Raw genomic sequence first — 25613 nt, 5'->3', positions numbered from 1 at the left:
TTCCCCTGAGCGTCACTGAAGATGACGGCACAATTCGTTGTCAGTTCCTCATCGGGGCCGGTGGCCAGCGAGCAGACAATGGCAACTAGGCGCAATCGGGGAGTGCACGCAGCCAGACCGGCTCGCCAGGGTGGCATGGCCCTGCTGGTGGTGCTGCTCATCTTGTCGGTGATGGTGATCATCGCCAGCAACATGAGCGGTCGCTTGCAGCTGGAACTGCGCCGCACCGGCAACCTCACTGCTGGCAAGCAGGCATGGTGGTATGCCATGTCGGCGGAAGCCCTGGTGAGCAAGGTGCTGGCTCAGGATTTCAAAGACGACCCCAATGTGGTGAGTCTGGGCCAGAACTGGGCCAGGCAGGATGCTGTCTTCCCGGTGGATGACGGCAAGCTGACCGGCCGGGTGCGGGATCTGCAATCCTGCTTCAACCTCAACAGCCTGAGCGTGCCCCTGAAAGACGGGGTGAGCGGCGATGACCTCGAGAAGCAGCCCTATCAGGTCAAGGCGTTTCGCGCCCTGCTCAAGCAGCTCGAAGTCGAAGATTACGAGGCGGTGCAGCTGACCGATGCCATCCGCGACTGGACCGACAAGGATACGGCGCTGGTCTCCAGCTACGGTGCCGAAGATGCCTATTACGAAGGGCTGACGCCCCCTTATCTGACCGCGAACCAGTGGATGATCAGCACGGATGAGCTGAGGGCAGTGCGCGGTGTGAGTGCCAAACTGTATGCCCGGCTGGCGCCCTATGTGTGCGCCTTGCCGACCGACAAGCTGGTGGTGAACATCAACACCATCAAGCCGGAGCAGGCCGCGCTGCTGGTGGCGCTTTATCAGGACAAGGTTGGTCTCGATGACGCCAAACGGGTGCTGACCAGCCGCCCTCAGAAGGGGTGGAAGGATAAGAAAGCGATGACGGATCAGATGCCGGTGCAGGTGAGCAACATCCAGGGGCTGGATGCGGCGCTGGACGTCAAGAGCAGCTATTTCGAAGCCAAATTGATCGCCGAAGTCGGTGATACCCGGGCCAGGCTGGAGAGTGTCTTCGTGCGTGGCAAGGACAACAAGCTGGTGATGCTGCGCCGCCTCAGCGGTGGCGCCGAATAACAAACAGGTGTGGGTGACGGCTGATGGCCGAACCCGCTCTGAATCCGTATTGGACAGCAGCCAAAGGCTGCGCTCCCGCCCATCCCCTGGATGCGGACGGGAATGGCAGGAGAGATATTTGTGAGCGAGAGTCTGGTCATCCGTCTGGGGACCAATGCGCAGCAACCGGTCGAGTGGCTGGTGTGGTCGGCGAAGGAGGAGGAGATCATTGCCTCCGGTACCCTGGCCTCGGCCCATGCCCTCGGCGAGCTGCGGGAGCGTGCCGGTGGCCGCCCCGTGGTGACCCTGGTGCCGGGCAGCGACCTTATCTTCCGGCGGGTGAGCCTGCCGGGCAAATACAGTCGCCAGGCCGCGGCTGCCTTGCCCTATCTGCTGGAGGAGCAAATCGCCTCCGATGTGGATGAGCTGCATCTGGTGGTGCTGGCCCACGAGGGCCACGATGTGGACCTGATGGCGGTCGACAAGGAGAAGATGCAGACCTGGCTGGGCTGGCTGGAGGCGGCGGGCCTCAAGAGCCAGCAACTGCTGCCGGACGTGCTGGCGCTGCCTCAGGCCGCCGATGGCTGGTCAGCCCTGCAACTTGGCAAGGAGTGGCTGCTGCGCCAGGGCCCCTGTCAGGGCATAGTAGCCGACGAGCCGCTGCTGGCCATGTTGCTGGCGGTCGAAGCCGAACCGGTTACCATCCACAGCCATACCCCGGTACCGCCGATCCCGACGGCCAACTGGCAGGCGGCAGATCCCGAACTGCCCATGCTGCTGCTGGCCAAAGGGGCGTTGAACTGTCAGGCCAACCTGTTGCAGGGCCCCTACCGGCCGCAAACAGAATACTCCCGTTACTGGTTGCAGTGGCGCAAGGTTGCCGTGGTCGCCGGCTTGCTGCTGTTGGTGGCGCTGACCCAGCGCGGTGTGCATCTCTATCAGCTGGCGGAGCAGGACAAGGCTCTCAAAGCCGAGATCCGGCAGGTCTACACCCGTATCTTCCCGGGGGAGACCCGCATAGTGAACGTGCGCAGCCAGATGGCGCAGCACCTCAAGTTGCTGGGGCAGACGCCGCAGGATGGTGTGCTCTTGTTGCTGACTGAACTGGCTCCCACCTTCGCCGAGGTGCCGGGTCTCAAGCCGCAGGTGTTGCGCTTCGACGCCGCCCGGGGCGAGCTGAGATTGCAGGTGACGGCACCCGGTTTCACCGAGATAGAGCGTTTTCGCGAGCTGGCGGGCAAGCGTTTCGAGGTGCAGCAGGGTGAGGTGCGCAGCACAGAGGGCAAGGTTGAGGGGGCACTGGTGCTGAAAGGTAAATCATCATGATGGACAAACTACAAGGCTGGTGGCGCAGTATCAGCGCCCGCGAGCAGCGGCTGGTGGCAGTGGGTGGCAGCTGCCTGCTGATCGGGCTCTTCTACTGGATCGTCTGGCAGCCCATCGTCAACCGCATCGCCGAGCGCGAGCGGCAGGTGCTGAGTCAGCAACAGACGCTCGCTTGGCTGAAAGAGAAGGGGGAAGAGGTGCTGGCGATGCAGGGCGGTCAGGGCCGTCAGCTTGACACCAGCGGCACCCTGGAAGGGGTGGTTAACCGCACTGCCTTCAACCAGAAGATCAAGATTGCCCGCCTGCAACCCCAGGGTCAGGAGCTGCAGGTGTGGATCGACACAGTGCCGTTCGATGATCTGCTGATCTGGCTGGCGAGCCTCGCCGATCAGCACGGCGTCCAGGTGCAGGTGATCGAGGTGGCCCGTGAGAATCTGGCCCCGGGTCTGGTCAAGGTCAGACGCTTGCAGTTGAGTCGTCCCCAATGACATCCAGTGGGCTGAGTGCCGCCGAGTACCCGGTATTTCGTCCCTGTGGGGCTCAGGGCCTGGTCAAGGCCAGACATTTTCAGTTGAGTCATTTTCTATGAAGAAAAAAGTACTGATCGCCGCCCTGTTTCTGGTGGCCTATCTCGGTTTTCTGTTGGTGAAGCTGCCCGCTTCTTTGGTGGTGCGCCATCTGCCGTTGCCGCCCAACCTGGTGCAGCTGGAAGGGGTGAGCGGCACCCTCTGGAGCGGTCAGGTCGCCCGGCTGCAATATGCCAGCGAGTCGCTGACCCAGCTGCGCTGGGAGCTCAACGGCTGGTCACTGCTGCGCTTCGCCCCCGAGGTCTCTCTGCGTTTCGGCGATCGCAGCGGCCTCAATGGCCAGGGTGTGGTCGGCTGGAATGGCGCCGCCTTTGGTCGCGACATTACCCTCAATGTGCCCGCACCCTGGGTGCTGGATCGGGTACCCATGCGGCTGCCGTTCCCGCTGACGGTGTCGGGTCAGTTGCAGCTCAAGGTCGATCAGTTTGCCCAGGGCAACCCCTGGTGTGACAACCTCTACGGCAAGCTCTATTGGTATGGCGCCGATGCAGACACCTCGGCCGGCAAGTTGCCGCTGGGGGATCCCGAGATCAAGCTGACCTGCATCGACTCCCGTCTGGTGGCCGAACTCAAGCAGAGCTCGGAGGCGGTGCAGGTGATGGGCAAACTGGAACTGCAGGCTAATCGCCAGTACCTGTTCCAGGGCTCTCTCAAACCTGGCCCTGAGCTGCCGGAAGAGATGAAGCAGGGATTGCCCTTCCTCGGTCAACCCGATGGTCAGGGCCGTTTCCCGCTGCGCTACCAGGGGCGTATCTGACGACATTGTCTGGTGTTGTGGACGTATGATGAAAATAACCCCGCTTCGGCGGGGTTATGTCGTTATGGGGTTTGTATGTCGCCAGCCGGCGCGGTGATCAGGTGATTCAGAAAGAAGCTGAACAGCTCGGCCCGCGAGCCGAGCCGCAGCTTGCCATAAAGATGCTTGCGGTGATTCTTCACCGTGCCGCTGCCAATGCCGAGCTCGGTGGCGATCGCCTCGGTATCCAGCCCCTGCAACAGCAGCCCGGCTACCTGCCGCTCCCGGCGGGTGAGCAGATCCCCGCCCACGCTGGCGATGGCCTGCGCCACCGCCGCCTTCAGGCTGGCACTGTCAGGCAGCGCCGGGCTCTCCGCCAGCAGCGGCTGGCTCTGCTGCCACTGCTGGCGACACAGCGAATGTACCAGCGGAAACAGCTGCTCCAGCCTCGCCAGCTCGTTCTGGCTCAGGGAGCTGCGCTTGTCGAGGCGGCCGAGAAACAGCATCAGCGTCAGCCCGTCCCGCACCGGCAGGATCAGCCCCACCTCCTCCTGCCAGCCGGTGGCCTGATAGAAGTGGTGGCGATATTCGGGATCGAGCCGTCCTTGTGACACCTGCGCCAGGGTCCAGACGCCGGCAGGCAAGCCCTGCTCCAGCGCCTGCATAAAGGGATCCTGACTGAAGTGGCTGGTGAGGTAGCGATCAAACAGCAGGGCTCGCTGATGGCTCAGGTTGTCGTAAAGATAGACGGGCCGCTGCCCCACCCCGAGCAGCAGGGCGCAATCAAACGCCACCTGCTGCTGGATCAGCCGCACCAGCGCCGCAGCAAAGGCGCTGCTGTGCAGGGAATCGACCACCTCGGTCATGCTGCGGGTCAAGGCATCTGTGGTGAATGGCTGGGTCATGGTGGCACGTTTCCGGTGGCGGGGAGCTATTCCCTACTATGGCTGGATGCTAGCACGAGAGTGACAAAACTGTCCCTCAGGGGACATATTCGCCACGGGCCAGAACGGCGAGGATGACGGTTTTCCCCCTGCTGTTGGAGAACCCATGATCAACCCCCACCTGCTCGATGAGCTGACCGAGCGCGGCCTTGTGGCCCAGAATTCCGACCCGGCGGCCCTGGCCTCCCACCTCGCCACCCCGCGTACCGTCTATTGCGGGTTCGATCCCACCGCTGGCAGCCTGCATATCGGTCATCTGGTGCCGCTCTTGATGCTGCGCCGCTTCCAGCTGGCGGGCCACACCCCGGTGGCACTGGTGGGCGGGGCGACTGGCCTTATCGGCGACCCCAGCTTCAAGGCGACCGAGCGCAGCCTCAACAGCAGCGACACGGTACAGGGTTGGGTCGCCAGCCTGTCGGCCCAGATCAGGGCGCTGCTGCCCGCCGATGAGGGCCTGTCGGCCCCGCAACTGGTCAACAATGGTGACTGGATGGGGCAGATGTCAGCCCTCGATTTTCTGCGGGATATCGGCAAGCACTTCTCGGTCAACGCCATGCTGGCGCGGGAGTCGGTGCGCCAGCGGCTGGCTCGTCCGGATCAGGGCATCTCATTCACCGAGTTCTCCTACGCCCTGCTGCAATCCTACGACTTTGCGGTGCTGCACCAGCGACTCGGCTGCACCCTGCAGATTGGCGGCAACGATCAGTGGGGCAATATCACCAGTGGCATGGATCTCACCCGCCGCCTCCATCAGGCGCAGGTGCACGGCATGACGTTGCCGCTTATCACCAAGGCGGACGGCACCAAGTTCGGCAAGACCGAGGGTGGAGCCGTCTGGCTGGATCCGGCGCTCACCTCGCCCTACGCCTTCTACCAGTTCTGGCTCGGCACCGCGGATGAGGATGTCTACCGCTTCCTGCGCTACTACAGCTTTATGTCGCTGAGCGAGATTGATGCACTGGAGGCGGAAGATGCCAAGCGGCAGGGGCGCAAGCAGGCGCAGCAGGTCTTGGCGAACGAGCTGACCGAACTGGTGCACGGCAAGGCGGCGCTGGCGGCGGTGCAGCGCATCAGCGAGCTGCTGTTTAGCGGCGACGTGGCGCGCCTTGGCGAGAGCGATCTGGCCCAGCTGGCGCAGGATGGCATGCCGAGCAGCACAGTCCGCGGCGAGACTGATCTGGTAAGCCTGCTGGTCAGCTGCGGTCTGGCGAACTCCAAGCGGATCGCCCGCGAACTGCTGGCGGCGGGAGCCATCAGCCTCAATGGCGTCATCAAGCTGGATGAGCAGCTCAGTGCCGAGGATCGGCTGTTTGACCGCTACCTGCTGCTGCGTAGGGGCAAGAAGCAGTACCAGCTGGTGGCGTGGTTGGGCTAGCCAGCTTCCCGACATCAACGAGAAAGGGCTGCCCGGGCAGCCCTTTCCATTGTGCGTCCCCGTCTCTACCCCAACAGCCGAATCACGCTGTCAGCGGCAGCAATTCGGCGTAGTCACGGAATACATCGGGGAGGGTGGTGAATCCTGTCCCCGTATCGGTATCAAGTAATCAGCGGCAGTCATTCTGCGTAGTCACGGAATACATCGGGGAGGGTGGTGAATCCTGTCCCCGTATCGGTATCAAGTAATCAGCGGCAGTCATTCTGCGTAGTCACGGAATACATCGGGGAGGGTGGTGAATCCTGTCCCCGTATCGGTATCAAGTAGCCAGCGGCAGCAGTTCGGCATAGTCACGGATCGCCGGGAAGGCGGTGATGTGCTGCTCGGGCTGGCAACTGTCCGGATTCTGGATGGCAAGCTGATAGCCGATGCCGTAGTCGGCGGCGGCCCGCAGGATCCGCTCGCTGTCATCCACAAACAGGGTGCGGGCCGGATCGAACGCCAGCCGCTCTGCAAGCGCCTGCCAGCAGTGCTGGCTCTCCTTCGACCAGCCCAGCTCGTGGGTGCTCACCATCAGGTCCAGATGCCCGGCTAGGCCGAGCCGCGCCTCCTTGACCGACAGGCTGGCGGGGTGGGCGTTGGTAAACAGCACCAGCTGCTTGCCCGCCGCCCGCAGCTCGGCAAGGAAGGGGATGACGTTGGGCCGCCACTGGATCTTATCCAGGATCTCCTGCTTGAGGGCGCGAATATCCAGCCCCAGGGTCTGGCTCCAGTAATCCACACAGTACCAGTCGAGGGTGCCGCTGACGGCGTGATAGTGGGCATCGATCTGTGCTCTGGCTTGGTCCAGCGGCAGGGCGAGTCGCTCTGCGTAGCGTGCCGGCACCAGTTGTTGCCAGAGGTGGTTGTCAAAATGGAGATCGATCAGGGTGCCATCCATATCGAGCAGGACTGTGTCTATCTGGTGCCAGGGCAGCTGGGTCGGCATGGGGCCTCTTGGTGTCAATATTCGGGAGGAAAACGGGGCGGCATTATAACGGATTTTTCCGTCCGTTTTCCCGCCCTTGCCCCGTGGTGTTCGGTGTGGGAGTCGTTTACTCTTGAAGCACTATTTTTTAACGAGCAGCCAACGCCCGATGAGTGACCACCACAAGAGCAAGCCCGAGCATATCTGTGTCGAGACCCTGGATCTCGACAAGAACAAGCCGGAGATCCTCAAGGCCGAGATAGTGGCCGAGAGCCGGCTGTTCAAGGTGGAATCCCTGCACCTCAAATTCTCCAATGGCGAGGAGCGAGTCTATGAGCGGATGCGGGGTGGCAACCGCGGCGCCGTCATGGTGGTGCCCCTGTATGACGCCCACACCCTGCTGCTGGTGCGCGAGTATGCGGCTGGTACTCACTCTTACGAGCTGGGCTTTCCCAAGGGACTGATCGACCCGGGTGAGAACGCCTTCGAGGCGGGCAACCGGGAGCTGATGGAGGAGGCCGGTTTTGGCGCCAACAGCCTGATCCCCCTCAAGCAGGTGTCACTGGCGCCGGGTTACTTCTCCAGCCGGATGGACATACTGCTGGCGCGGGATCTCTTCCCCGAGCAGCGGGTCGGCGATGAACCCGAGCCTCTGGAGGTGATCCCCTGGCCGCTCAACCGGATTGATGAATTGCTGGCGCGTTCCGACTTTACCGAGTCGCGCAGCATCAGTGCCCTGCTGCTGGCCCAGAAGTGGCTGGCGGAGCAGGAAAACTAGCCCGAACGTGGGCAAAGGCAATAAAAACAGAGGATAACAAAATGCAGGAGTTGTTGGCCTGGGTTCCAGGGGTCAAGGAGATCGCCCGCGAAGCGGGGCGTATCCTTCACGAAATCTATCACGGCGGTCAGTTCGAGCGTCAGCTGAAGGAGGATGCGACCCCGGTCACCAGTGCCGATCTTGCTGCCGATGCCTACCTCAAACAGGCGCTGTCGGCGCTCACCCCCCATGTACCCGTGCTGACCGAAGAGGCGGCTGATGTGCCCTTCAGTCAGCGATCCAACTGGCGGCAGTACTGGCTGGTGGATCCCCTTGACGGCACCGGCGAGTTCATTGCTGGCAGCGGCGACTTCGCCACCCTGATCGCCCTGGTTCGGGACAACGTGCCCGTGCTCGGTGTCATCTACGCCCCCGAGTCTGACGTGCTCTACTGGGCGGTACGTGGTCACGGTGCCTTCAAGGAGGTGAACGGCGAGACCTTGCCCATCAGCGCCATGCATCACGAACATGACCAGCCAGACTCTCTGGTGGTGGCCATCAGCCGTCGCCAGAAACTGGAGAACCTGACCCGTCGCCTCAATCCGGCTATCAACTACGAGCTGATACCGCTCGGTTCCAGCTCCCTCAAGTCCTGCCTGGTGGCGGAAGGGGCCGCCGATTGCTATGTGCGACTCGGCCCCACCGGCGAGTGGGATACCGCCGCTGCCCAGTGCATCGTCGAGGCGGCTGGCGGTCGTATCCTCAGCCTGGCGTTGCAACCGCTCAGCTACAACGAAACCGAGTCGCTGGAGAACCCGGACTTCATAGTGATGGGAGATCCGGATCTCGCCTGGGGCACTATTCTCGCTCACTGAGTTGCCTGACATGTCATCGCAAGACTCAATCAGGCGACCTCATGGTCGCCTGATTGTCTGGTGTGATCCGCTGCTTTTATCCGGTATGCATAGGAGTATCCACTGGCAAAGAACGTGAATGACAGTGGAACGTCATCATCGAGCGGGAAGATTTGGCATGGATTTTCAGGTAATCCTGCGAACGATCATTTGGTCAAAATAAAAAAGTGAGTATGAATGTAAATTTGGATTTATATATCGCATTTTTTCTTATTTGTAGTTTTACACGATTATCCAATCCCGATTGAATTCCCTATCTCACTGGCTTGAGCTCGTTATGGTAGTGATATGTTTCAGTCCCTTATTTTGAGAATTAAATCCTGATAAACCACAATATGCTCAGATTAAAACACTGACAAAAAGTGGATTAGTAATGAGTTTATCTGTAGATGTCGTCAAGGAGCTGTCTGCTTCCCAGCCAGCCGTTACCAGCACTGCCCGTTGGCGCAGTCATGATACCCACTGGGTGATCAGCCTGTTTGGCACCGCCGTCGGCGCCGGCATACTCTTTCTGCCCATCAACCTGGGTCTGGGCGGTATCTGGCCCCTGGTCATAGTCGCCGTACTGGCCGGTCCCATGACCTTCCTGGCTCACCGCGGGCTGGCCCGCTTTGTGCTTTCTTCCTCCCGTCCCCATGCTGATTTCACCGAGGTGGCCGAGGAGCACTTCGGCAAGATGGCCGGTCGGCTCATCTCGGCGCTCTATTTCCTCTCCATCTTCCCCATACTGCTCATTTACGGCGTCGGGTTGACCAACACGGTGGAGAGCTTCATGGTCAACCAGCTCGGCATGGCAACCCCGAACCGGGTGATGCTCTCCGGCATGCTGGTGTTTGCCATGATCGCCGTGATGATGGCCGGGGAGAAAGCGATGCTGCGCGCCTTTGCCTTCATGGTCTATCCGCTGGCAGCCATTCTGGCGGCGCTTTCCTGCTATCTCATTCCCCAGTGGCAGTGGCCGGAAGTCACCGCCTTTGATGGCGGCAGTTTCCTCAATACCGTCTGGCTGGCGCTGCCGGTGACAGTGTTTGCCTTCAGCCACGCCGCCGCCATCTCCGGCTTTGCCAATGTGCAGCGGCGGGAATATGGCGAGCAGGCGGAGGCCAAGAGCGGCCTGATCCTGCGCAACACCACCATAATGCTGGTGGGCTTCGTGCTCTTCTTCGTCTTCTCCTGCGTGCTGAGCCTCACTCCGGCCCAGCTGGCCGAGGCCAAGGCCCAGAACGTCTCAGTGCTCTCCTATCTGGCCAACATCACTGACAACCCTGTGATAGTGACGCTGGGGCCGCTCATCGCCTTTATCGCCATCAGCTCTTCCTTCCTCGGTCACTTCCTCGGTGCCCGCGAGAGCCTCAAGAGCCTGATCGCCAAGCCCACCGGCCTGTCGCTGGCCAAGGCGGACCGGCTCGGCATAGTCCTGATGTTTTTCGCAATCTGGGGTGCCGCTGTCATCAACCCTGGCATTCTGGGTCTGATGGAGACCCTCTCCGGCCCCGTCATCGCCATGATCCTCTTCATCATGCCGGTGATAGCGGTCTACAAGGTGGAGGCGCTGGCCCGCTTCCGCCAGTGCTGGACCAACGGCTTCATCCTGCTGACCGGGTCGCTGGCGGTCTCGGCGCTGATCTTCAGCCTGTTGAAGTAACAGCGAGCTGCGGCAACAAAATGAGAGAGGCGACCCCGGGGTCGCCTCTCTTTTTTCATGGGGCCAATGGCATCAGCCCAGCTTTGCGCCGTTCTCCACCGCCTGCTCAGGGATGGCCATCACAACCGCACCGTCAGCCCGGTAGAAACCGGTCAGCAGAAACTCCGACTGGATGGGGCCTATCTGTTTGGGGGGAAAGTTCACCACGGCGACTATCTGGCGCCCCACCAGATCCTCCGGCTGATAGAGATCCGTTATCTGGGCGCTGCTCTTGCGTACCCCGAGCTCGGGACCGAAATCCGCCCACACCTTGTAGGCGGGCCGGCGTGCCTCGGGGAAGGGCTCGACCCGCACCAGGGTGCCCACTCTCAGCTCTATCATCTCGAACTGCTGCCAGCTTATGGTCTGCATCTTGGATCCTCGTTTCATACACCTTGCATTGGCCTCAGCATGCCTCGAAACCACCTGCGCCGTCTTCGGCAAACGGCCGCCCGGTTACGGCAAGCGGCCGTTTTGTTGGCGCCAGAGGGAAGGGGTCAGCCCGCTCTCGGTCAGGAAGCGCTCGGCGAAGGCTCCCTGATTCTGGTAGCCGCAGCGACTGGCGATCTCGCCTATGGGCAGTTGGGTGTGGGAAAGCAGGGTGCGTGCCAGTGTCATGCGCCGTGCCCGTATGTAGTGGGAGACGCTCATCCCCAGCTGCTGGCGAAAGGTGTGCTTGAACTGACTCTGACCGAGGCAGGCGATGGCGGCGAGCTGCTCATTGCCAAGGGGCTCGGCGAGATGGGCCTCGATATGGCGCTGCACCTTGAGGATACGGGCGGCAAGGCGAGGAGGTACAGAGGAGTGCATTTCTTGCCCTTGTGCCAGCAGGGATAGCCACACCTGCTCCATGCCCACCACCTGTCGACCCGCTGCCACCATGCGGTGCAGGAAGGTGAGGTAGTGGCGCTGGGGCTCGTCCAGCGCGATAAAGGGGCGGGCCGCCAGATCGCCGGGGAGCCAGTCGCTCTCCTGCACCAGAAACGAGAGGGCCGGATCGGCGGCGTAGTCGTGCCGCTCGCCGGGGGCTATCACGCAGACAAAACCGGGGGCAAGGCGACGTCCCTGGCCCTGCACCTCGATCTCGAGGGGGCCGTCCAGGGGGATCACCAGCTGGGCGAAGTCGTGGCTGTGGCTGCTGATGTCGCTCTGGTAGTGGCGCAGGCTGAAGGGGGAGGTGGCAGATAGCAATGACGCGGCCTGGGGCCGCGTCATCTTCAAAGAGGGATTGCTGTTTGGCATAGGTCGCAGGTATTACTCTGCGTCGAAATCTTCGATCTCTTTGCCCAGCGCTTCCATGATGGCGCGCACCTCGGCGGGGACGCTGTCCGGATGATCCTTGCGCAGATCGTCGTCGCAGGGCAGCGGCTGACCGGTGAAAGCGTGCAGGAAGGCTTCACAGAGCAGCTCACTGTTGGTCGCATGACGCAGGTTGTTCACCTGGCGACGGGTGCGCTCATCGGTCAACACCTTCAACACCTTGAGCGGGATCGAGACAGTAATCTTCTTGACCTGTTCGCTCTTCTTGCCGTGTTCTGCGTAGGGGCTGACGTAGTCGCCGTTCCACTCTGTACCCATGATTCACCTGTTCTCATTTGGCCGTGAGCGCGGATTTTAACCCTTAAGGAAATTAATGGCAATCCAACAGCAAAGCCATTTAGACGTCCAGAAGTGTTGACGGCTTTTTTGCAGTGGCGTAGTGTGGTTCACCATGAGCCAGCAATGGCGGGGATGAGTGTGGCAGAGAAACCGCAGACACAGTCCCGAGACACATCAAGGAGAGCGGAAATGACCCACCAGGCTACCCTGCCGGTACGTTGCATCGGAAATCGAGCCGGATCAATCGCCCAGTCACAAAGCCAAGGAGAGCAGCATGAGTCATAAGGCCACCCTGGCGGTACGCACCGGGATTGAAACAGACACGCAGCACGGTGCCGTGGTGCCGCCCATTTACCTCTCCAGCAACTACACCTTTGCCGACTTTGGCGAGCCCCGTCAATACGATTATGCCCGCTCCGGCAACCCGACCCGTACCAATCTGGCGGACGCCCTTGCGGCGCTGGAAGGGGGCGCTGGCGCCGTTGTGACCGGCACCGGCATGGGGGCCATCCATCTGGTGACCACGGCCCTGCTCAAGGCGGGGGATCTGCTGATCGCCCCTCACGACTGTTACGGCGGTACCTGGCGCCTGTTCGAGTATCTGGCTGCCAAGGGCCACTATCGGGTGCAGTTTGTCGATCAGGGGGATGAGGCCGCACTGGCAGAGGCGCTGACACAGAAGCCGGCGCTGGTGTGGGTGGAGACCCCTTCCAACCCCTTGCTGCGGGTAGTGGACATCGCCGCCATCGCCGCCGCCTCCCATGAGGTGGGTGCCCAGGTGGTGGTGGACAACACCTTCCTCTCTCCGCTGCTGCAACAGCCGCTGGCGCTGGGTGCGGACCTGGTGGTCCACTCCACCACCAAGTACATCAACGGCCACTCCGACGTGGTGGGGGGCGTGGCCATTGCCAAGGATCCCGCGCTGGCTGAATCACTGGTGTGGTGGGCCAACTGTCTGGGACTCACCTCCGGCGCGTTCGACTCCTACCTCACCCTGCGCGGCCTGCGCACCCTGGCTCCCAGATTGCGCGCCCATCAGGAGAACACGGACCGCATTCTCGCCTTCCTGCAGCAACAGCCGCTGGTCAAAAAGATCTATCATCCCAGCCTGCAGAGCCATCCAGGCCATGATATTGCGCGCCGTCAACAGTCCGGCTTCGGCGCCATGCTAAGTTTTGAACTCGATTGCAGCGAGGCGGGATTACGCACCTTCCTCGCGGCCCTCACCCTCTTCTCGGTAGCCGAGTCTCTCGGCGGGGTGGAGAGTCTGGTGGCCCATCCGGCCAGCATGACCCACAGGGCTATGACACCGGCGGCGCAGCAGGCGGCGGGCATCAGCGCCCAGCTGCTGCGTCTGTCGGTGGGTATTGAACACGGTGAAGATCTGGTGGCCGATCTGGCTCAGGCTTTTGAACAGGCGCAGCTGGCAGAACAGGTGGCGAAGTAATGGAACAGCAGCAAGGAGATATAGCGGTGGCAACACAAGCAGGGTTGAAGCGGCGGCAGGTACACAAATTCGGTGGCAGCAGTCTGGCGGATCCGGTCTGCTATCGCCGGGTCGCCGCTATCGTCGAACAGCAGGTTGGCGGGGATGAGCTCATCGTGGTCTCCGCCGCCGGCAAGACCACCAATCGCTTGATCCAGCTGGTGGAGCTGGCCGATGCGGGGGATGAGGCGGCCGGTGAAGCCATCTCTGCGCTGCAAGCCTATCAGCAGAGCCTCATCGATGGCCTGCTGGAGGGAGAGCTGCAGCTCGATCTCAGCCAGCAGCTGGCCGACGACATGCAGCTGATCGCCAAGACCCTGGAGGGGCAGTTTGATCGCTTCGCCCGCAACGGCCTGCTCGCCTTTGGCGAAGTGTGGTCGGCGCGCCTGCTGGCCGCCCTGCTCACCAGCCGCGGTGAGAAGGCCATCTGGCTTGATGCCCGCAGCTTCCTGCGTGCCGAGGATGGTGCCCTGGTCAAGGTGGATACGGCCCTATCCAGTGAACTGCTCAAGGCCCGTCTGGCCGAACATGCCGGTCGCATCGTGGTGACAGGTTTCATCGCCGCCGACATGGAGGGGCGCTCCCTGCTGCTCGGACGCAACGGCTCCGACTACAGCGCCAGCCTCTTGGCAGCCCTGGCTGATGGCGAATCCACCACCATCTGGAGCGACGTGGCCGGTGTCTACAGCGCCGATCCGCGCCGGGTGAAGGAGGCGCGCCTGCTGGAGCGTCTCAGTCTGGCAGAAGCAAACGAGCTGGCTCGCCTCGGTTCGTCCGTGCTGCATTCGCGCACCCTGCAACCGGTGGCGGACAGTCGCCAGCGTCTCACCCTGCGCTGCAGCTACAACCCGGATGAGGGCTGTACCCACATACTGCGCCGGGCGCCGCGCTCCGGCGGTGCCCGCATCGTCTCCTCGGTGGACCAGATCGCCCTCATCGAGCTGAAGGTGCTGCCGCAGACCCATTATGAACAGACGGTGGCGGCTATCGAGGCCCATCTGGCCCGCCACCGCCTCAATCCGCTCACCCTGCAGCGTCAGCCGGATCGGCGGGTACTGCGTTTGGCCTACACCCTGGAAGTGGCGGAAGGGGCCTTCGAGATACTGCGCGACTTCCAGCTGCAGGGCAGCTTCACCGGCCTCATCCAGAAAGAGGGATTCAGTCTGGTGGCCCTGGTGGGCGCTGGTGTCACCGACAACGCCGAGCAGTGTCACCGCTTCTATCAGTTGCTGGCGGATCAGCCGCTGGAGTTCGTGCAGGTGGCCAGAGATGGCCTGAGCCTGGTGGCCGTGCTGCGTCAGGTGGTGCTGGAGCCCCTGCTCATCGCCTTGCACAGCGCCCTGTTCAGTCGCCCGACCCGGGTCGGGCTGGTGGTATTTGGCAAGGGCAACATAGGCGGCCACTGGCTCACCCTCTATGCCCGCGAGAAGGCGCGGCTCGAACATGAGCTCAATCTGGCGTTGACCCTGTACGGGGTGTTCAGCTCGGAAGGGGGGCAGCTGGACGAAGAGGGGCTGGATCCCCTCAAGGTGCAGGACAAATTCAACCCCAAACCGCTGATCTGGCCCGAACTGCTGACCCAGCTGGAGCAGCACAGTTTCGATACGCTGATAGCCCTGGACTTGACCGCCAGCGAGACGGTGAGTCGCTACTACCCGGATTTTGCCCAGCTCGGTATTCACATCATCGCCGCCAACAAGTTTGCCGGTGCCGCCGAGAGCGAGTTCTACCAGCGCATCAAGCAGACCTGCCGCGATCATCAGGTGCAGTGGCGCTACAACGCCACCGTGGGCGCCGGGCTGCCGATCCAGTCCAGCATCCAGATGCTGCGCCAGAGCGGCGACCGCATTCAGGGGGTCTCGGGTATTTTCTCCGGCACCCTCTCCTGGTTGTTCCAGCAATATGACGGCACTCGCCCCTTCTCCGAGCTGGTGGACGAGGCGTGGCAGCACGGCCTGACCGAGCCGGACCCCCGCGAGGATCTCTCCGGCCAGGATGTGCGCCGCAAGCTGCTGATCCTGGCGCGGGAGGCGGGTTTCGAGCTGGATTCCGCCGATATCGAACTGGAAAACCTGGTGCCGGTGACACTGCGCAAGGTGAGCACGGATCAGTTCATGGACAGGCTCAAAGAGCTGGATGACCCGATCCAGACCGCATTTGAAGGGGCGCGTCGGGTTGGCAAGGTGCTGCGCTACGTCGCCCGCTTCGAGCACGATGGCAAGGCCAGGGTCGGGCTGGAGGCGCTGGAGCCTCACCACCCGTTCGCCAATTTGCTGCCTTGTGACAACGTGTTCGCCATCGAGAGCGACAGCTATCGTACCAACCCGCTGGTGATACAGGGACCGGGGGCAGGGCGTGAAGTGACGGCCGCCGCTATCCAGTATGACCTGTGGCAGATCTGCACCAGCCTCTGAGGTGAGAAGAGTGACGGCCTCAGCCATACACAGCGCGTTCTGTGGCAGGTCTGCGTCCGTCTCTGAGAAGATCGCTGAGGTGGGAAAAGTGGCGCTCGGATCTGGCGCTGTCACCGCAAATAAATAGAGGGCGCCCGGTTGGCGCCCTCTTGCTATGGCTCGCCCGGCCCGAACCGACTGTGGACCGGATCGTAGAAGTAAGCCTGGTAGTTGAAGCCTATCCCCTTGATGAAGGGGTTCTCAAGCCGAAACAGGCGGCGTGTATCGAGGTGGGCGAAGGTGAGGGAAGGTTTGAAGGTGTTGAGCCAGAGGGTTTGCAATGAACCGTCTTGCCAGGCAGCTTTCAGCCCGGCCTCTACTCTCTGTATGGCCTCCCGATTGGCATTGTGGGCGAAGAAGACCCGGGGCAGGGGATAGTAGAGGGCTATGCTCTCATCCATGACCAGGTCCCTGATCTCCTTGTGGTTCAGTTTCTCCTGCGGCAACTCGTTGATCCCGCGACAGAAGAGATCGAAGCGACCGCGTGCCACCATCTTGAACAGCAGCTCATAGCCTTCTACTTCCTGCACCTTGAACCCTGCCTGCCTCAGGATGTGTACATCGAGCCAGCCCTTGCCCTGGCCGAGAGTAAACTTCTTCAGCTGATCCAGGGTGGTGACGCTGGCGACGGCTGCCTGCTGTTGGGGGCTGACGAAGCAGATGCGGTAGCTGACGATCCCGAGATGGATGGGGAAACGAACATAGTCGACCCCCGTCATGTCACGGTCTGAGCGGTAGCTGTCCATGGCAAACAGGTTGGGATAGTGGTTGAAGCGCAGGCTGATCCACATCCTGGCCAATGTCATGGGGGGGGCGGCTCGCAATTGAAAGTCACCATGGCTGGCGCGAGTCTTCTCCAGCGCCAGTCGCAGCAGTTCACGGTCATAGGTGACTCTGGGATCCCGTTCACTCTCCGGGCTCATGTGGGTGAACAGAGTCGGTGTGGCAGCCTGCGCTGACAGGGTCAGCAAGAGGACAAGCAGAGAGAACCAGATCATCACGACCTCCTGTCGAAAAATAGACTCTTCTGAATATAGTGGCTGCGGCCGTGTTACTGCGTCTGTGTCACCTGGTGTCAGGGCTCGCCGTTTCTCGTGCCTCCTGATCCAAAGGTGCCCCTGAGCGGATCGTAGGTATAGTCGCGGTAGTCAATCTCCAGCTCCCGGAGTTGCGGATTGTCCAACCGGAACAGCCGTCGCTTATCCAGTCTGGCAAAGTCGAGGGCTGGCTTGAAGGTCTTGAGCCAGAGCGTCTGCAGGGAGCCATCTTGCCAGGCCAGTAACAGTCCTGTCTGGATGCGTTTGAGGGCGTGCTTGTTCCCCTTGTGGGTATAGAAGAGGTGGATGAAGGGATAGTGGAGGGCTATGTGTTGATCGACAGTGAGGCGGGTGAGATCCCTGTGGGTTTCCAGCTCGGTAAGCAGCTCGTTGGCCCCCCGGCAGAACAGGTCGATCCGGCCCCGCTCTACCAGCTTGAACAGGCGCTCGTAGTTGTCGACCTCCTGCACTCGCATGCCTGCATGACGCAAAATGGTGACATCCTGCCAGCCTCGCCCCTGGCCATGGAGGAAGCCTTTCAACTCATCAAGGCGGGTCAGTCTGGCTAGTGCCTGTTGACGCTGGGGACTGACAAAACAGATCCGATAACTCAGTATGCCGAGGTCTACCGGGAAGGGAACATAGTCGAGAGACTCGGCTTCACTGGCCGGGCGCTGGCTATCCACCGCAAAAAAGTTGGGGTAGCTTCCCTGCTGTATGGCTAGCCGCAGCCGTACCCGATTCATGGGCGGCGCGGCCTGCAGTTCATACTCGCCGTAGCTGTCACGGGTTTTATCCAGCGTCAGCTGCAGCAGGTCACGGTAATAAGATGCCCGCTTGTCCTGTTCGCTCTCCGGGCTGGCATGCGTAAAAATCTCGACCGCCAGCAAGGGCTGGGTCAGCAGCAGGTTGCCAAACAGCAACCAGAACGGGAACAGGCCATAACGGATCATGCGATGTTTCCAGACACACACTTGTTTGAGTGTAGTGTGCCCAGCCTGTTTGCCCGTGCTACCAGAACATCCGGCCGAGCAGGGGGGCGAGCAGCACCGTCACCATGCCCGCTATCATCATCACCATGCTGGAGACGACGCCCTCCTCGTTACCCATCTGGTACGCCTTGGCGGTGCCGGCGCCATGGGCCGAGGCGCCGAAACCGGCCCCCTTGCCGAGGCGGCTGCGAATGGCGAGCAGGGTGAGCACGCTCTCCCCCACCGCCATGCCGATCACCCCGGTCAGCACCACAAACAGCGCTGTGAGATCGGTCTGGCCGCCGATGGCGCGGGTCGCTTCCACCGCGAACGGTGTGGTGATGGAGCGCATCGCCAGGCTGCGCTGCAACATGTCGGAGAGGTGCAGCCAGCGCGCCAGCAGCACTGTGCTGCCCACAGCCATGATGACGGAGGCGACGACCCCGACAGAGAGGGAGAGCCAGTGCCGGTGGATCAGCTGGCGGTTCTCGTAGACGGGCACGGCGAAGGCGACGGTGGCCGGTCCCAGCAACCAGAGCAGCCAGTGGGATTGAGCCATGTAGTCCTGATAGGGGATGTGAAACAGCAGCACCACGGCAACCAGCAGGGTGGGCGCCAGCAGCAGCGGCATCAGGGGCAGTATGCGCTTGCGACCATAGAGCCATTTGCTGGCGTAGTAGAACAGCAGGGTAAGGGCGAAGCAGAGCAGGCCGAGCAGGGTATCAGACATGGCGGCGACTCCGGCGAGCGAGCTTCAGTTCGAGGCGATAGACCCTGTCCACCACCAGCGCCGTGGTGCCCAGCACCAGAGTGGTGCTGATCAGCAAGACCAGCATGATGCGCCACCCCTCCTGCAACAGCAGATCTTGATAGTTGACCACGGCCACCACGGCCGGCACGAAGAACAGCAACATCTCGGCCAGCAGCCAGCGGGCGCCGGCGCTGAACCACTGGGTCTTGACCACGCCGAGCAGGATCAGGACCAGCAGCGCCAGCATGCCGGTGAGGTTGGCGGGCAGCGGCAGATGGAAGGTACGTACCGCCGCATCGGCCAGCAGCCAGATGGCGGCCAGCAGGGCGATTTGAAAGGGAGTCTGGAACCAGCGAATGCAGAGGGCTTTCATGATGGGTGTCTTTCTGTGAACTGGCTCACAGTATAGAGACAGGCAAAACCTGCAAAAAATGAATTTAAATTATCAAATTCATGCCAAAGAGGCATGATCAAGGTTCCAGCCAGCATAGAGAGCACCATGGATATCCGAGCCCTGCGTTACTTTGTGGAACTGGTGCGGGAGCAAAGCTTCACCCGAGCCTCCGAGAAGCTGTTCGTCACCCAGCCCACCATCAGCAAGATGATCCGCAATATCGAGGAGGAGCTGGGCCAACCCTTGCTCAACCGCGAGGGGCGCCGCTTCACCCTGACCGACAGCGGCCAGGTGCTGTTCAATCGGGCCCAGACCATACTGGCCGAGATGCAGCAGCTGGAGGCGGAACTCGCCGATCTGCAGAGCCTGCAATTTGGCCGGTTGGCCCTCGGCATCCCGCCCATGGTGGGTCACGTCTATGCGGATCTCATCCGCACCTATCGCAGCCGTTATCCCAAGGTGGAGCTCTCCATCGTCGAATATGGCGGTCGGCGCATCGAGCAGGCTGTGCTGGCGGGGGAGCTGGATCTTGCCATCACCATGCTGCCGACCCGGGAGGGGGGCGCCCTGAGTGCGCTGGAGCTGGATCAGTATCCCATTCAGGTAGTGCTGCCGGACTTGCCGCGCTGGCGCGCATGCCGTGAGATCCGGCTGGAGGATTTGCGTGATGAACCCTTCCTGCTTTACACCCAGGCCTTCACCCTGAGCGAGCGGCTGGAGCAGGCATGCCAGCAGGCGGGCTTCGTGCCCCAGGTGGCAGCCCGCAGCAGCCAGTGGGACTTTCTCACCGCCATGGTGCGCAGTGGCATGGGGATTGCCTTCCTGCCCGAGCCCATCTGTCGGCGGCTGACACCGGACGGGCTGGTGCTGCGGCCGCTTTTGCCTGAACTCAGCTGGCGGCTCGGGGTGATCTGGCCGAGCGATCGCTATCTCTCCCGCACCGCCGAAGCCTGGCTCGCGCTCTGCCGCGAGCAGGGCTGAAATCGTGCTCAGTCTTTGCCGAAGCTATCCGTCATGGGGTTGTAGAAGTAGGGGAGATAGTCGAAGTTGATCCCCTCGAGGAAGGGGTTTTCCAGTCGCAGCATGCGCCGCTGCTTGAGCCCGGCAAAGGCGATGGCGGGGCCGAAGCTGTGGCGCCACAGCGCTTGCAGGGATCCGTCCTGCCATGCCCGGTGCAGACCGACCTCTACCCGTTTCAGGGCATCACCATTTGCCATGTTGGTGTAAAAGAGCCGAGGTAGCGGGTAGTAGAGCAGCAGATGGTCGTCTACCAGCAGGTTCGCAACGTCCTTGTGGGTAAGCTGTTCGCTGCGCAATTCGCTCGCGCCGCGGCACAAGAGATCGAAACGGCCACGAGCCACCATTTTGAACAGCATCTCGTAACTCACCACCTCCACGACCTTGAGACCGGCATGGCGCAGTATCTCCACATCCAGCCAGCCTTTGCCCTGGCCAAAGGTGAAACGGCGCAACCCGTCCAGATCGGTTACCCCAGCTATGGCAGTCTGCTGCTTGGGGCTGACGAAGCAGATGCGGTAGCTGACGATGCCCAGATGAATGGGAAAGCGCACATAGGCCAGCCCCTTCCCATTGCGCCTGCTGCTGTAACTGTCCATGACGAACAGGTTGGTAAAGCTGTTGAATTGTAGGCTGATGCGCGCTCTGTCCTTGGTCATGATGGGGGCGGGCACCAGCTCATAGTCACCAAACATGTCGCGGGTTTTGTCGAGCGCCAGCCGTAGCAGCTCTCTGTCATAGGTCATGCGGGGATCCCGTTCGCTCTCCGGGCTGATATAGGTGAAACGGGTGGCTGCCATCAGAATGGAAGGGAGGAAAAGGCAGAGGGTCAGAAACAGGAGTCTATACATCTCGGCTAGGCTCAACGGCTATCTTGCATCCATTATAGTTCGCTGTTTTCGGGTCTTGCCCGGTCGCAGGCCACGTATCTGCTCGGCGAAGAGTGCGTTCACACCGCCATCAGGATGACTTCATCAAGTTTCCCAACTGGCGACATAGCTGGCGCAGTGTCTGGTTGTCGAGGGCGCCAAAGCCGAGCAGCCAGCCCTCCAGATTTGGCTCGCCGAGGTAGAACTGTCCGAGTGGACGCAGACCTATGCCCCGGGCATTGGCGGGGTTGGTCCAGCGGGTCTCGCCGCCAGCGGGCAACAGCGCGGCGCATTGCAGCCCGGCGCCGCTGTGGATGGGGGTGAGCTGCGGACAGTGGCTGGCCAGCTCGGCCAGCAACAGGTCTCGTCGGCTCTGGTAGATGAGCCGGCTCTGGCGCAGGTGGGTGGCGAAGTGACCGGCACGGATGAAATCTGCGGTGACCGCCTGCTGCAACTGGTTGCTGTGGCCATCAAAGGCCGCCCTGGCCTGGCAGAAGGCACTCATCAGCGGCCTTGGCAGTACCAGATAGGCGAGTCGCAACGAACCGAACAGCACCTTGCTGAAGGTCCCCACATAGATGACTCGCCCCTGGTTATCCAGCCCCTGCAAGGCGGGCAGCGGGCGCTGATCGTACTGATATTCCCCATCGTAATCGTCCTCCAGGATCCAGGCGCCGTGACGCTCGGCTTCCCTCAGCAACGCCATTCGGCGGGCGAGGCTCGTGGGCACGCCCAGGGGGTACTGGTGGGCCGGTGTGGTGTAGATGAGGCGGGGTGTCGGGTGTTCTCCCTGCGCATTGAGCCCCTCCCCATCCACTGGCACAGGGTGCACTCTGGCACCGGCGCTCTCCATGGCGGTACGGGCCCCGGGGTAGCCGGGATCCTCTACCCAGACGGTATCACCGGCATCGATGAGCAGCTGGGTCGCCAGCAGTATCCCTTGCTGGGAACTGGTGAGGATCAGGATTTGATCCGGTTCGCACACCACGCCGCGGGACTGCACCAGATAGCTGCTGATGGCGGCCCGCAGCTCAGGCAAGCCTTGCGGGTCGCCATAGTTCATCCAGCGTTCGCCTTGCTGACGCCACTGCTGCTGCATCAGCCGACCCCAGAGCGCATGAGGGAAGAGGCGGGAGTCAGGCTGACTGGACGCAAACGAGGTGCCGACTTGTGGTGTGTCATGACAGGCGCCGCCTGCGGCCATCTCCTGACCACGGCGGGAGAGTCCGGCCGCCGACTGGGGCGGACGTGGCGCCGGGCATACCGCTGCCAGGGCTACAAAGCTGCCGGCCCCCACCTTGCGCACCAGATAACCTTCCGCCTCCAGCCGACCATAAGCCAGCTCTACCGTGCTGCGGGAGACCCCCAGATCCCCTGCCAGCATACGGCTGGCGGGCAGCCGGCTGTGCTGGGGCAGATGGCCGGCCAGGATGGCACCGCGCAGGGTGCGCACCAGCTGCTCGTGCAGCGGCAGCTCGCTAGCTTGCTGAGTGGCAAACAGGGTTGGCAGGGCGGGCATGGCTATCTCCGGCGCTTGGCATAATTGGTCTGCCCATATTGGCAAAATTGGTCGGCGTGGCAAGGCCATTATCCCGTTACATTGGTGCGCAAGGAACATGATCAACCATATTGGCAACGAAAGGAGTCTGCATGTCGGAATACAGCGCCATCATCAGCTGGGAGCGAGGCGCCAGCGAGCCCTTCCTCGATCAGCGCTACAGTCGGGCCCATCAATGGGAATTCGACGGCGGTGTCAGGGTGGCCGCTTCTTCATCCCCTCAGGTCGTGCCCTTGCCCTGGTCGGTGGCCGAGCACGTCGATCCGGAGGAGGCCTTTGTGGCCGCTCTCTCCAGCTGCCACATGCTGACCTTTCTCTGGCTGGTGGCCAAGCAAGGCTATCTGGTGGACCGCTATCGGGATCAGGCGATTGGCGTCATGGAGGTGGATGAACGGGGGCGTCAGTCGATTACTCGGGTAACCCTGCGTCCGCAGGTGTTGTTTGGCGGCGCACGCCAGCCGACCCTGGCCGAGCTGGAGCAACTGCACCACCAGGCCCACGAGGAGTGCTTTATCGCCAATTCCGTCAGGACCACAGTGACCACCCAAATCGTACTGTGGCCACGGGAGGCTTCCCTATGAGCCATGTATTGGGCTCCGACCTCATCAGTCAGGTCAACACCATCGCCACCACCCGGATCCGGGTTTAGCCACAAGGAGCTTCACCATGAGTCATGTATTGAGTACGGGTCTTGCCAGCCCGATGGACGCCAGCGCCTTTTTCGAAGCCCAGCTGAGATTTCGCACCGACCCGGCGGACCTGGCTGCCGATCTGCTGGAAAAAGAAGAGCGCATCGTCGTCATCGACACTCGAACCGCGCAGCATTACCGGCTGGGGCATATTCCAGGGGCCGTCTCTTTCCCCCATGGCTCCATGAATCCGGCGACGACGGCCATCCTTGCGCGGGACAAGGTTTATGTCTGCTACTGCGATGGCATAGGCTGCAACGGGTCGACTCAAGGGGCCTACAAACTGGCGGCGCTGGGCTTTCAGGTCAAGGAGCTGATCGGTGGTCTGCACTGGTGGCGTCAGGACGGCTTTGCCGTTGCCCTCGGTGAGGATGCGGGCGTTTTGCTGGAAGGGGGAATGACCTGTGGCTGCTGATCATCATCTGAACGAGTTTGACCAAGCGGTTGGTGTCCCTTTGCCCGACTGGCGCGGGGCCGAGTTTCCTCCTCATCAGCCACTGTCAGGCTGGGGCTGCCGGCTGGAGCCGCTTGATCCCGAGCGCCACGGACCCGCTCTCTGGCAGGCGTTCGGCACCGACAGTGGGGCCATGTGGACCTATCTCACCAGTGGTCCCTTCGCCGATGAGGCGGCCATGCAGGCCTGGCTGCAACAGTGCGTCGCCAAGGCTGATCCCCAGTTCTACGCCATAGTGGACGCAAAAACGGACGCCGACAGCGGCAAGGCGCTGGGGCTCGCCAGCTACCTGCGCATCGATCCCCAGGCGGGCAGCATTGAGGTGGGTTGGCTGCACTTCTCGCCGGCCCTGCAACAGTCGCGTCTGGCGACGGCGGCCATGGCGCTGATGATGGCCAACGCCTTTGCTCTCGGCTACCGGCGCTACGAGTGGAAGTGCAATGCCCTCAACAAGCCCTCCTGGCGGGCGGCGCTGCGGCTCGGTTTCAGTTATGAGGGGACATTTCGCCAGAACAGGGTAGACAAGGGACGCAGTCGGGATACCGCCTGGTTCTCGGTGATCGACAGCGAGTGGCCCGCCCTGCAGGCGTGCTTCACGCGCTGGTTGGCAGAGGAGAACTTCGATGAGGCTGGCAGGCAGCGGCTGCGGTTATCCGATCTGACCACCGCCTGTCATGGGAAAGCCGAGTGATATGCAGAGGCTCAGGGTCGGCCTGGGCCTCTCTTTTTGACTAGTCCCCCTGGTGTTCACCAATCGGGGCCGCAATCCAATTCATCAGCGTCAGCATATCTTGCGGCGCCACCCCGACCGAGAGGCCGCGTTTGCCGCCGCTCACCAGGATCTCGTCAAACGCCATGGCGGAGTCATCGAGCACGGTTGGCAACAATTTCTTCTGGGCCAGCGGGCTGATGCCCCCTACCTTGTAACCGGTCAGCTTCTCGGCCTCCGCCGGTGTCATCATCTCCACCTTTTTCAAACCCGTGGCCTTGGCCAGCTGTTTGAGACTGCACATGCTGGATGAAGGCACTATGGCCACCACTGCCTGCTTGTCATGATGGGCGATCAGGGTCTTGAACACCTGGGCTTCCGGCAGGCCGAGCCGAGTCGCGGCGTGCTTGCCGAAATCGTCGTGAGCATCGCACTCATAGGGGTAGAGCTTGTGGGGTATCTTGAGCTTTTTCAGCAGGTTGATGGCAGGAGTCATGTTGGTTGCCTTGAGTCAAAACAAGGCCAAACAGTCTGCTCTCGCGAGTCGATGGATGCAATGATGAGTTCTGAACGAATGACATCAGGCTGCCAGTATGGCCGTGCTGAGACGGGCAAGGCGGGCTTCTGCCCTGCTCCGGTTGCGGGGGATGGCAGCAGGATCGCATAATGAGCCTCCTCAACGAGCTAGGGAGCCGGGATGAAACTGGACGTAGAGATAGAGCACCTCGCCACCGAACTTGGCAAGGCCCTCGGCCAGCGAGGCTGGCTGGCGGCTACCGCCGAATCCTGTACCGGCGGTGGCGTGGCAACGGCCATCACCGACATTGCCGGCAGCTCTGGCTGGTTCGATCGCGGCTTCGTCACCTATACCAACCAGGCCAAGCAGCAGATGCTGGGGGTGAGTGACGAGAGTCTGCAGCAGCACGGGGCCGTAAGCGAGGCTGTGGTGCTGGAGATGGCCCGTGGCGCGTTGGCCCACTCGTCGGCCGCCATCAGCGTGGCCATCAGCGGTATCGCAGGCCCGGGTGGTGCAACCGAAGACAAACCTGTCGGTACCGTCTGGTTCGCCTGGGCGGAACAGGGTGGCCGCCATCACTCCCTGCTAGCCCGTTTCGACGGTGACCGGCGTCAGGTACGCCAGCAGGCGGTCAGACAGGCCTTGTCCGGACTCTTGGCCCTGCTCAGATAAATTGGGCTTGATACTGTATGAATAGACAGTATACTTAGCCCGACTTCACTTATTACTCACGATT

The 25613-nt window shown here is 61.9% G+C and carries 27 protein-coding genes and 1 pseudogene; 16 read left to right on the top strand and 12 right to left on the bottom strand.

Translation table 11 applies throughout. The features are described from left to right. Nucleotides 1–17: 17 nt before the first annotated feature. The 5 genes and pseudogenes from ONZ54_RS23360 to exeN all read left to right on the top strand — a co-directional run. A pseudogene (locus tag ONZ54_RS23360) lies at nucleotides 18–89 on the top strand (type II secretion system protein GspJ); the annotation flags it as partial. Beyond that, on the top strand, nucleotides 79–1104 hold the full coding sequence (gene exeK, locus ONZ54_RS19690) for a GspK family T2SS minor pseudopilin variant ExeK (RefSeq protein ID WP_271786961.1): 1026 nt from the start codon (nucleotides 79–81) through the stop codon (nucleotides 1102–1104). The pseudogene ONZ54_RS23360 and the gene exeK, both read left to right, overlap by 11 nt. 120 nt (nucleotides 1105–1224) lie before the next feature. Then, nucleotides 1225–2409 (top strand): GspL family type II secretion system protein ExeL, encoded by a 1185-nt coding sequence (gene exeL, locus ONZ54_RS19685; RefSeq protein WP_099994854.1) that lies wholly within the window; start codon nucleotides 1225–1227, stop codon nucleotides 2407–2409. Then, on the top strand, nucleotides 2406–2897 hold the full coding sequence (gene exeM / locus ONZ54_RS19680; protein ID WP_096117828.1) for a GspM family type II secretion system protein ExeM: 492 nt from the start codon (nucleotides 2406–2408) through the stop codon (nucleotides 2895–2897). The genes exeL and exeM overlap by 4 nt, the downstream gene beginning before the upstream one ends. A 97-nt stretch (nucleotides 2898–2994) precedes the next feature. Further along, nucleotides 2995–3753 (top strand): GspN family type II secretion system protein ExeN, encoded by a 759-nt coding sequence (gene exeN / locus ONZ54_RS19675; RefSeq protein ID WP_271786960.1) that lies wholly within the window; start codon nucleotides 2995–2997, stop codon nucleotides 3751–3753. 62 nt (nucleotides 3754–3815) lie between these two features. Here exeN and ONZ54_RS19670 read toward each other — a convergent pair whose 3' ends face one another. Continuing rightward, nucleotides 3816–4637, bottom strand: a complete 822-nt coding sequence (locus ONZ54_RS19670) for a helix-turn-helix transcriptional regulator (RefSeq protein WP_271786959.1) — start codon at nucleotides 4635–4637, stop codon at nucleotides 3816–3818. A 145-nt stretch (nucleotides 4638–4782) separates the two neighbouring features. On the opposite strand from ONZ54_RS19670, the gene tyrS reads away from it, so the two are divergent. Continuing rightward, nucleotides 4783–6051 carry a tyrosine--tRNA ligase gene (gene tyrS / locus ONZ54_RS19665; protein ID WP_271786958.1) on the top strand — a complete coding sequence of 423 codons (1269 nt, stop codon included), beginning with the start codon at nucleotides 4783–4785 and terminating at the stop codon, nucleotides 6049–6051. Between the two features lie 319 nt (nucleotides 6052–6370). Here the strand turns inward: tyrS and yrfG are convergent, their stop codons facing one another. Continuing rightward, entirely contained in the window at nucleotides 6371–7039 is a 669-nt protein-coding gene (gene yrfG, locus ONZ54_RS19660; protein ID WP_271786957.1) for a GMP/IMP nucleotidase, read from the bottom strand. Between the two features lie 148 nt (nucleotides 7040–7187). Between yrfG and nudE the strand changes: the two genes are divergently transcribed. From nudE to ONZ54_RS19645, 3 genes are all read left to right on the top strand, one after another. Beyond that, the gene (nudE, locus tag ONZ54_RS19655; protein ID WP_058394900.1) at nucleotides 7188–7796 is read left to right on the top strand and encodes an ADP compounds hydrolase NudE; all 609 of its coding nucleotides are present in this window, start codon (nucleotides 7188–7190) and stop codon (nucleotides 7794–7796) included. Nucleotides 7797–7837: 41 nt separating this feature from the next. Continuing rightward, entirely contained in the window at nucleotides 7838–8650 is an 813-nt protein-coding gene (gene cysQ / locus ONZ54_RS19650; protein WP_005315821.1) for a 3'(2'),5'-bisphosphate nucleotidase CysQ, read from the top strand. 412 nt (nucleotides 8651–9062) lie between these two features. Next, the gene (locus ONZ54_RS19645; protein WP_271786956.1) at nucleotides 9063–10334 is read left to right on the top strand and encodes an aromatic amino acid transport family protein; all 1272 of its coding nucleotides are present in this window, start codon (nucleotides 9063–9065) and stop codon (nucleotides 10332–10334) included. A gap of 72 nt (nucleotides 10335–10406) precedes the next feature. Here ONZ54_RS19645 and ONZ54_RS19640 read toward each other — a convergent pair whose 3' ends face one another. From ONZ54_RS19640 to metJ, 3 genes are all read right to left on the bottom strand, one after another. Then, the gene (locus ONZ54_RS19640) at nucleotides 10407–10745 is read right to left on the bottom strand and encodes a tRNA-binding protein (protein ID WP_005315814.1); all 339 of its coding nucleotides are present in this window, start codon (nucleotides 10743–10745) and stop codon (nucleotides 10407–10409) included. Between the two features lie 84 nt (nucleotides 10746–10829). Continuing rightward, nucleotides 10830–11588 (bottom strand): AraC family transcriptional regulator, encoded by a 759-nt coding sequence (locus ONZ54_RS19635; protein ID WP_271788308.1) that lies wholly within the window; start codon nucleotides 11586–11588, stop codon nucleotides 10830–10832. A gap of 39 nt (nucleotides 11589–11627) precedes the next feature. After that, nucleotides 11628–11951, bottom strand: a complete 324-nt coding sequence (gene metJ, locus ONZ54_RS19630; protein ID WP_005315809.1) for a met regulon transcriptional regulator MetJ — start codon at nucleotides 11949–11951, stop codon at nucleotides 11628–11630. 295 nt (nucleotides 11952–12246) lie between these two features. On the opposite strand from metJ, the gene metB reads away from it, so the two are divergent. Together metB and ONZ54_RS19620 are read left to right on the top strand one after the other, a co-directional pair. After that, nucleotides 12247–13419: a cystathionine gamma-synthase gene (gene metB / locus ONZ54_RS19625; RefSeq protein ID WP_271786955.1), complete on the top strand. Its 1173-nt coding sequence runs from the start codon at nucleotides 12247–12249 to the stop codon at nucleotides 13417–13419. Continuing rightward, entirely contained in the window at nucleotides 13419–15872 is a 2454-nt protein-coding gene (locus ONZ54_RS19620; RefSeq protein WP_271786954.1) for a bifunctional aspartate kinase/homoserine dehydrogenase II, read from the top strand. The genes metB and ONZ54_RS19620 overlap by 1 nt, the downstream gene beginning before the upstream one ends. A 152-nt stretch (nucleotides 15873–16024) precedes the next feature. On the opposite strand, the gene ONZ54_RS19615 is transcribed toward ONZ54_RS19620, so the two are convergent. The 4 genes from ONZ54_RS19615 to ONZ54_RS19600 form a co-directional block, all read right to left on the bottom strand. Further along, nucleotides 16025–16909 carry a type 2 periplasmic-binding domain-containing protein gene (locus tag ONZ54_RS19615; protein ID WP_265454885.1) on the bottom strand — a complete coding sequence of 295 codons (885 nt, stop codon included), beginning with the start codon at nucleotides 16907–16909 and terminating at the stop codon, nucleotides 16025–16027. Nucleotides 16910–16986: 77 nt separating this feature from the next. Next, a complete protein-coding gene (locus tag ONZ54_RS19610) occupies nucleotides 16987–17901 on the bottom strand; it encodes a hypothetical protein (protein ID WP_271786953.1) in 915 nt (304 codons plus the stop codon). A 58-nt stretch (nucleotides 17902–17959) separates the two neighbouring features. Then, a complete protein-coding gene (locus ONZ54_RS19605) occupies nucleotides 17960–18649 on the bottom strand; it encodes an LrgB family protein (RefSeq protein WP_005315798.1) in 690 nt (229 codons plus the stop codon). Further along, the gene (locus ONZ54_RS19600) at nucleotides 18642–19043 is read right to left on the bottom strand and encodes a CidA/LrgA family protein (RefSeq protein WP_017412989.1); all 402 of its coding nucleotides are present in this window, start codon (nucleotides 19041–19043) and stop codon (nucleotides 18642–18644) included. Before ONZ54_RS19600 ends, ONZ54_RS19605 begins: the two co-directional genes overlap by 8 nt. Before the next feature lie 126 nt (nucleotides 19044–19169). On the opposite strand from ONZ54_RS19600, the gene ONZ54_RS19595 reads away from it, so the two are divergent. After that, a complete protein-coding gene (locus ONZ54_RS19595) occupies nucleotides 19170–20045 on the top strand; it encodes a LysR family transcriptional regulator (RefSeq protein WP_155603586.1) in 876 nt (291 codons plus the stop codon). 8 nt (nucleotides 20046–20053) lie between these two features. Here ONZ54_RS19595 and ONZ54_RS19590 read toward each other — a convergent pair whose 3' ends face one another. Both ONZ54_RS19590 and pdxR read right to left on the bottom strand, forming a co-directional pair. Next, entirely contained in the window at nucleotides 20054–20932 is an 879-nt protein-coding gene (locus ONZ54_RS19590; RefSeq protein WP_271786952.1) for a hypothetical protein, read from the bottom strand. Nucleotides 20933–21041: 109 nt separating this feature from the next. Beyond that, the gene (gene pdxR, locus ONZ54_RS19585) at nucleotides 21042–22469 is read right to left on the bottom strand and encodes a MocR-like pyridoxine biosynthesis transcription factor PdxR (RefSeq protein ID WP_271786951.1); all 1428 of its coding nucleotides are present in this window, start codon (nucleotides 22467–22469) and stop codon (nucleotides 21042–21044) included. A gap of 131 nt (nucleotides 22470–22600) precedes the next feature. On the opposite strand from pdxR, the gene ONZ54_RS19580 reads away from it, so the two are divergent. From ONZ54_RS19580 to ONZ54_RS19570, 3 genes are all read left to right on the top strand, one after another. Next, nucleotides 22601–23089 carry an OsmC family protein gene (locus tag ONZ54_RS19580; protein ID WP_271786950.1) on the top strand — a complete coding sequence of 163 codons (489 nt, stop codon included), beginning with the start codon at nucleotides 22601–22603 and terminating at the stop codon, nucleotides 23087–23089. Between the two features lie 85 nt (nucleotides 23090–23174). Next, nucleotides 23175–23612, top strand: coding sequence for a rhodanese-like domain-containing protein (locus ONZ54_RS19575; protein ID WP_265433293.1), 438 nt, complete (start codon nucleotides 23175–23177; stop codon nucleotides 23610–23612). Further along, nucleotides 23602–24342: a GNAT family N-acetyltransferase gene (locus ONZ54_RS19570; RefSeq protein WP_271786949.1), complete on the top strand. Its 741-nt coding sequence runs from the start codon at nucleotides 23602–23604 to the stop codon at nucleotides 24340–24342. Before ONZ54_RS19575 ends, ONZ54_RS19570 begins: the two co-directional genes overlap by 11 nt. A gap of 40 nt (nucleotides 24343–24382) precedes the next feature. Here ONZ54_RS19570 and ybaK read toward each other — a convergent pair whose 3' ends face one another. Next, nucleotides 24383–24856 carry a Cys-tRNA(Pro) deacylase gene (ybaK, locus tag ONZ54_RS19565; RefSeq protein WP_271786948.1) on the bottom strand — a complete coding sequence of 158 codons (474 nt, stop codon included), beginning with the start codon at nucleotides 24854–24856 and terminating at the stop codon, nucleotides 24383–24385. A gap of 201 nt (nucleotides 24857–25057) precedes the next feature. Between ybaK and pncC the strand changes: the two genes are divergently transcribed. Next, entirely contained in the window at nucleotides 25058–25549 is a 492-nt protein-coding gene (gene pncC, locus ONZ54_RS19560; RefSeq protein WP_087757127.1) for a nicotinamide-nucleotide amidase, read from the top strand. Nucleotides 25550–25613 lie beyond the last annotated feature (64 nt).

Source organism: Aeromonas salmonicida (assembly GCF_028355655.1).
In the GTDB taxonomy this organism is placed as follows: Bacteria; Pseudomonadota; Gammaproteobacteria; order Enterobacterales; family Aeromonadaceae; genus Aeromonas; species Aeromonas salmonicida.
Note: the sequence above shows the minus strand (reverse complement) of the source record. Positions and strands in the feature narration are given on the sequence as shown.

Bases quoted from the DNA above. Each gene is read 5' to 3' on its own strand.
- tyrS (WP_271786958.1), top strand. From the start codon at position 4,783: ATGATCAACCCCCACCTGCTCGATGAGCTGACCGAGCGCGGCCTTGTG.
- exeN (WP_271786960.1), top strand. From the start codon at position 2,995: ATGAAGAAAAAAGTACTGATCGCCGCCCTGTTTCTGGTGGCCTATCTC.
- metB (WP_271786955.1), top strand. From the start codon at position 12,247: ATGAGTCATAAGGCCACCCTGGCGGTACGCACCGGGATTGAAACAGAC.
- exeM (WP_096117828.1), top strand. From the start codon at position 2,406: ATGATGGACAAACTACAAGGCTGGTGGCGCAGTATCAGCGCCCGCGAG.
- ONZ54_RS19615 (WP_265454885.1), bottom strand. From the start codon at position 16,909: ATGATCTGGTTCTCTCTGCTTGTCCTCTTGCTGACCCTGTCAGCGCAG.
- ONZ54_RS19605 (WP_005315798.1), bottom strand. From the start codon at position 18,649: ATGTCTGATACCCTGCTCGGCCTGCTCTGCTTCGCCCTTACCCTGCTG.
- ONZ54_RS19590 (WP_271786952.1), bottom strand. From the start codon at position 20,932: ATGTATAGACTCCTGTTTCTGACCCTCTGCCTTTTCCTCCCTTCCATT.
- yrfG (WP_271786957.1), bottom strand. From the start codon at position 7,039: ATGCCGACCCAGCTGCCCTGGCACCAGATAGACACAGTCCTGCTCGAT.
- ONZ54_RS19595 (WP_155603586.1), top strand. From the start codon at position 19,170: ATGGATATCCGAGCCCTGCGTTACTTTGTGGAACTGGTGCGGGAGCAA.
- cysQ (WP_005315821.1), top strand. From the start codon at position 7,838: ATGCAGGAGTTGTTGGCCTGGGTTCCAGGGGTCAAGGAGATCGCCCGC.
- ONZ54_RS19645 (WP_271786956.1), top strand. From the start codon at position 9,063: ATGAGTTTATCTGTAGATGTCGTCAAGGAGCTGTCTGCTTCCCAGCCA.
- ONZ54_RS19640 (WP_005315814.1), bottom strand. From the start codon at position 10,745: ATGCAGACCATAAGCTGGCAGCAGTTCGAGATGATAGAGCTGAGAGTG.
- nudE (WP_058394900.1), top strand. From the start codon at position 7,188: ATGAGTGACCACCACAAGAGCAAGCCCGAGCATATCTGTGTCGAGACC.
- ONZ54_RS19575 (WP_265433293.1), top strand. From the start codon at position 23,175: ATGAGTCATGTATTGAGTACGGGTCTTGCCAGCCCGATGGACGCCAGC.
- ONZ54_RS19580 (WP_271786950.1), top strand. From the start codon at position 22,601: ATGTCGGAATACAGCGCCATCATCAGCTGGGAGCGAGGCGCCAGCGAG.
- ONZ54_RS19620 (WP_271786954.1), top strand. From the start codon at position 13,419: ATGGAACAGCAGCAAGGAGATATAGCGGTGGCAACACAAGCAGGGTTG.
- ONZ54_RS19635 (WP_271788308.1), bottom strand. From the start codon at position 11,588: ATGACGCGGCCCCAGGCCGCGTCATTGCTATCTGCCACCTCCCCCTTC.
- ONZ54_RS19670 (WP_271786959.1), bottom strand. From the start codon at position 4,637: ATGACCCAGCCATTCACCACAGATGCCTTGACCCGCAGCATGACCGAG.
- pdxR (WP_271786951.1), bottom strand. From the start codon at position 22,469: ATGCCCGCCCTGCCAACCCTGTTTGCCACTCAGCAAGCTAGCGAGCTG.
- metJ (WP_005315809.1), bottom strand. From the start codon at position 11,951: ATGGGTACAGAGTGGAACGGCGACTACGTCAGCCCCTACGCAGAACAC.
- ONZ54_RS19610 (WP_271786953.1), bottom strand. From the start codon at position 17,901: ATGATCCGTTATGGCCTGTTCCCGTTCTGGTTGCTGTTTGGCAACCTG.
- ONZ54_RS19600 (WP_017412989.1), bottom strand. From the start codon at position 19,043: ATGAAAGCCCTCTGCATTCGCTGGTTCCAGACTCCCTTTCAAATCGCC.
- pncC (WP_087757127.1), top strand. From the start codon at position 25,058: ATGAAACTGGACGTAGAGATAGAGCACCTCGCCACCGAACTTGGCAAG.
- exeK (WP_271786961.1), top strand. From the start codon at position 79: ATGGCAACTAGGCGCAATCGGGGAGTGCACGCAGCCAGACCGGCTCGC.
- ybaK (WP_271786948.1), bottom strand. From the start codon at position 24,856: ATGACTCCTGCCATCAACCTGCTGAAAAAGCTCAAGATACCCCACAAG.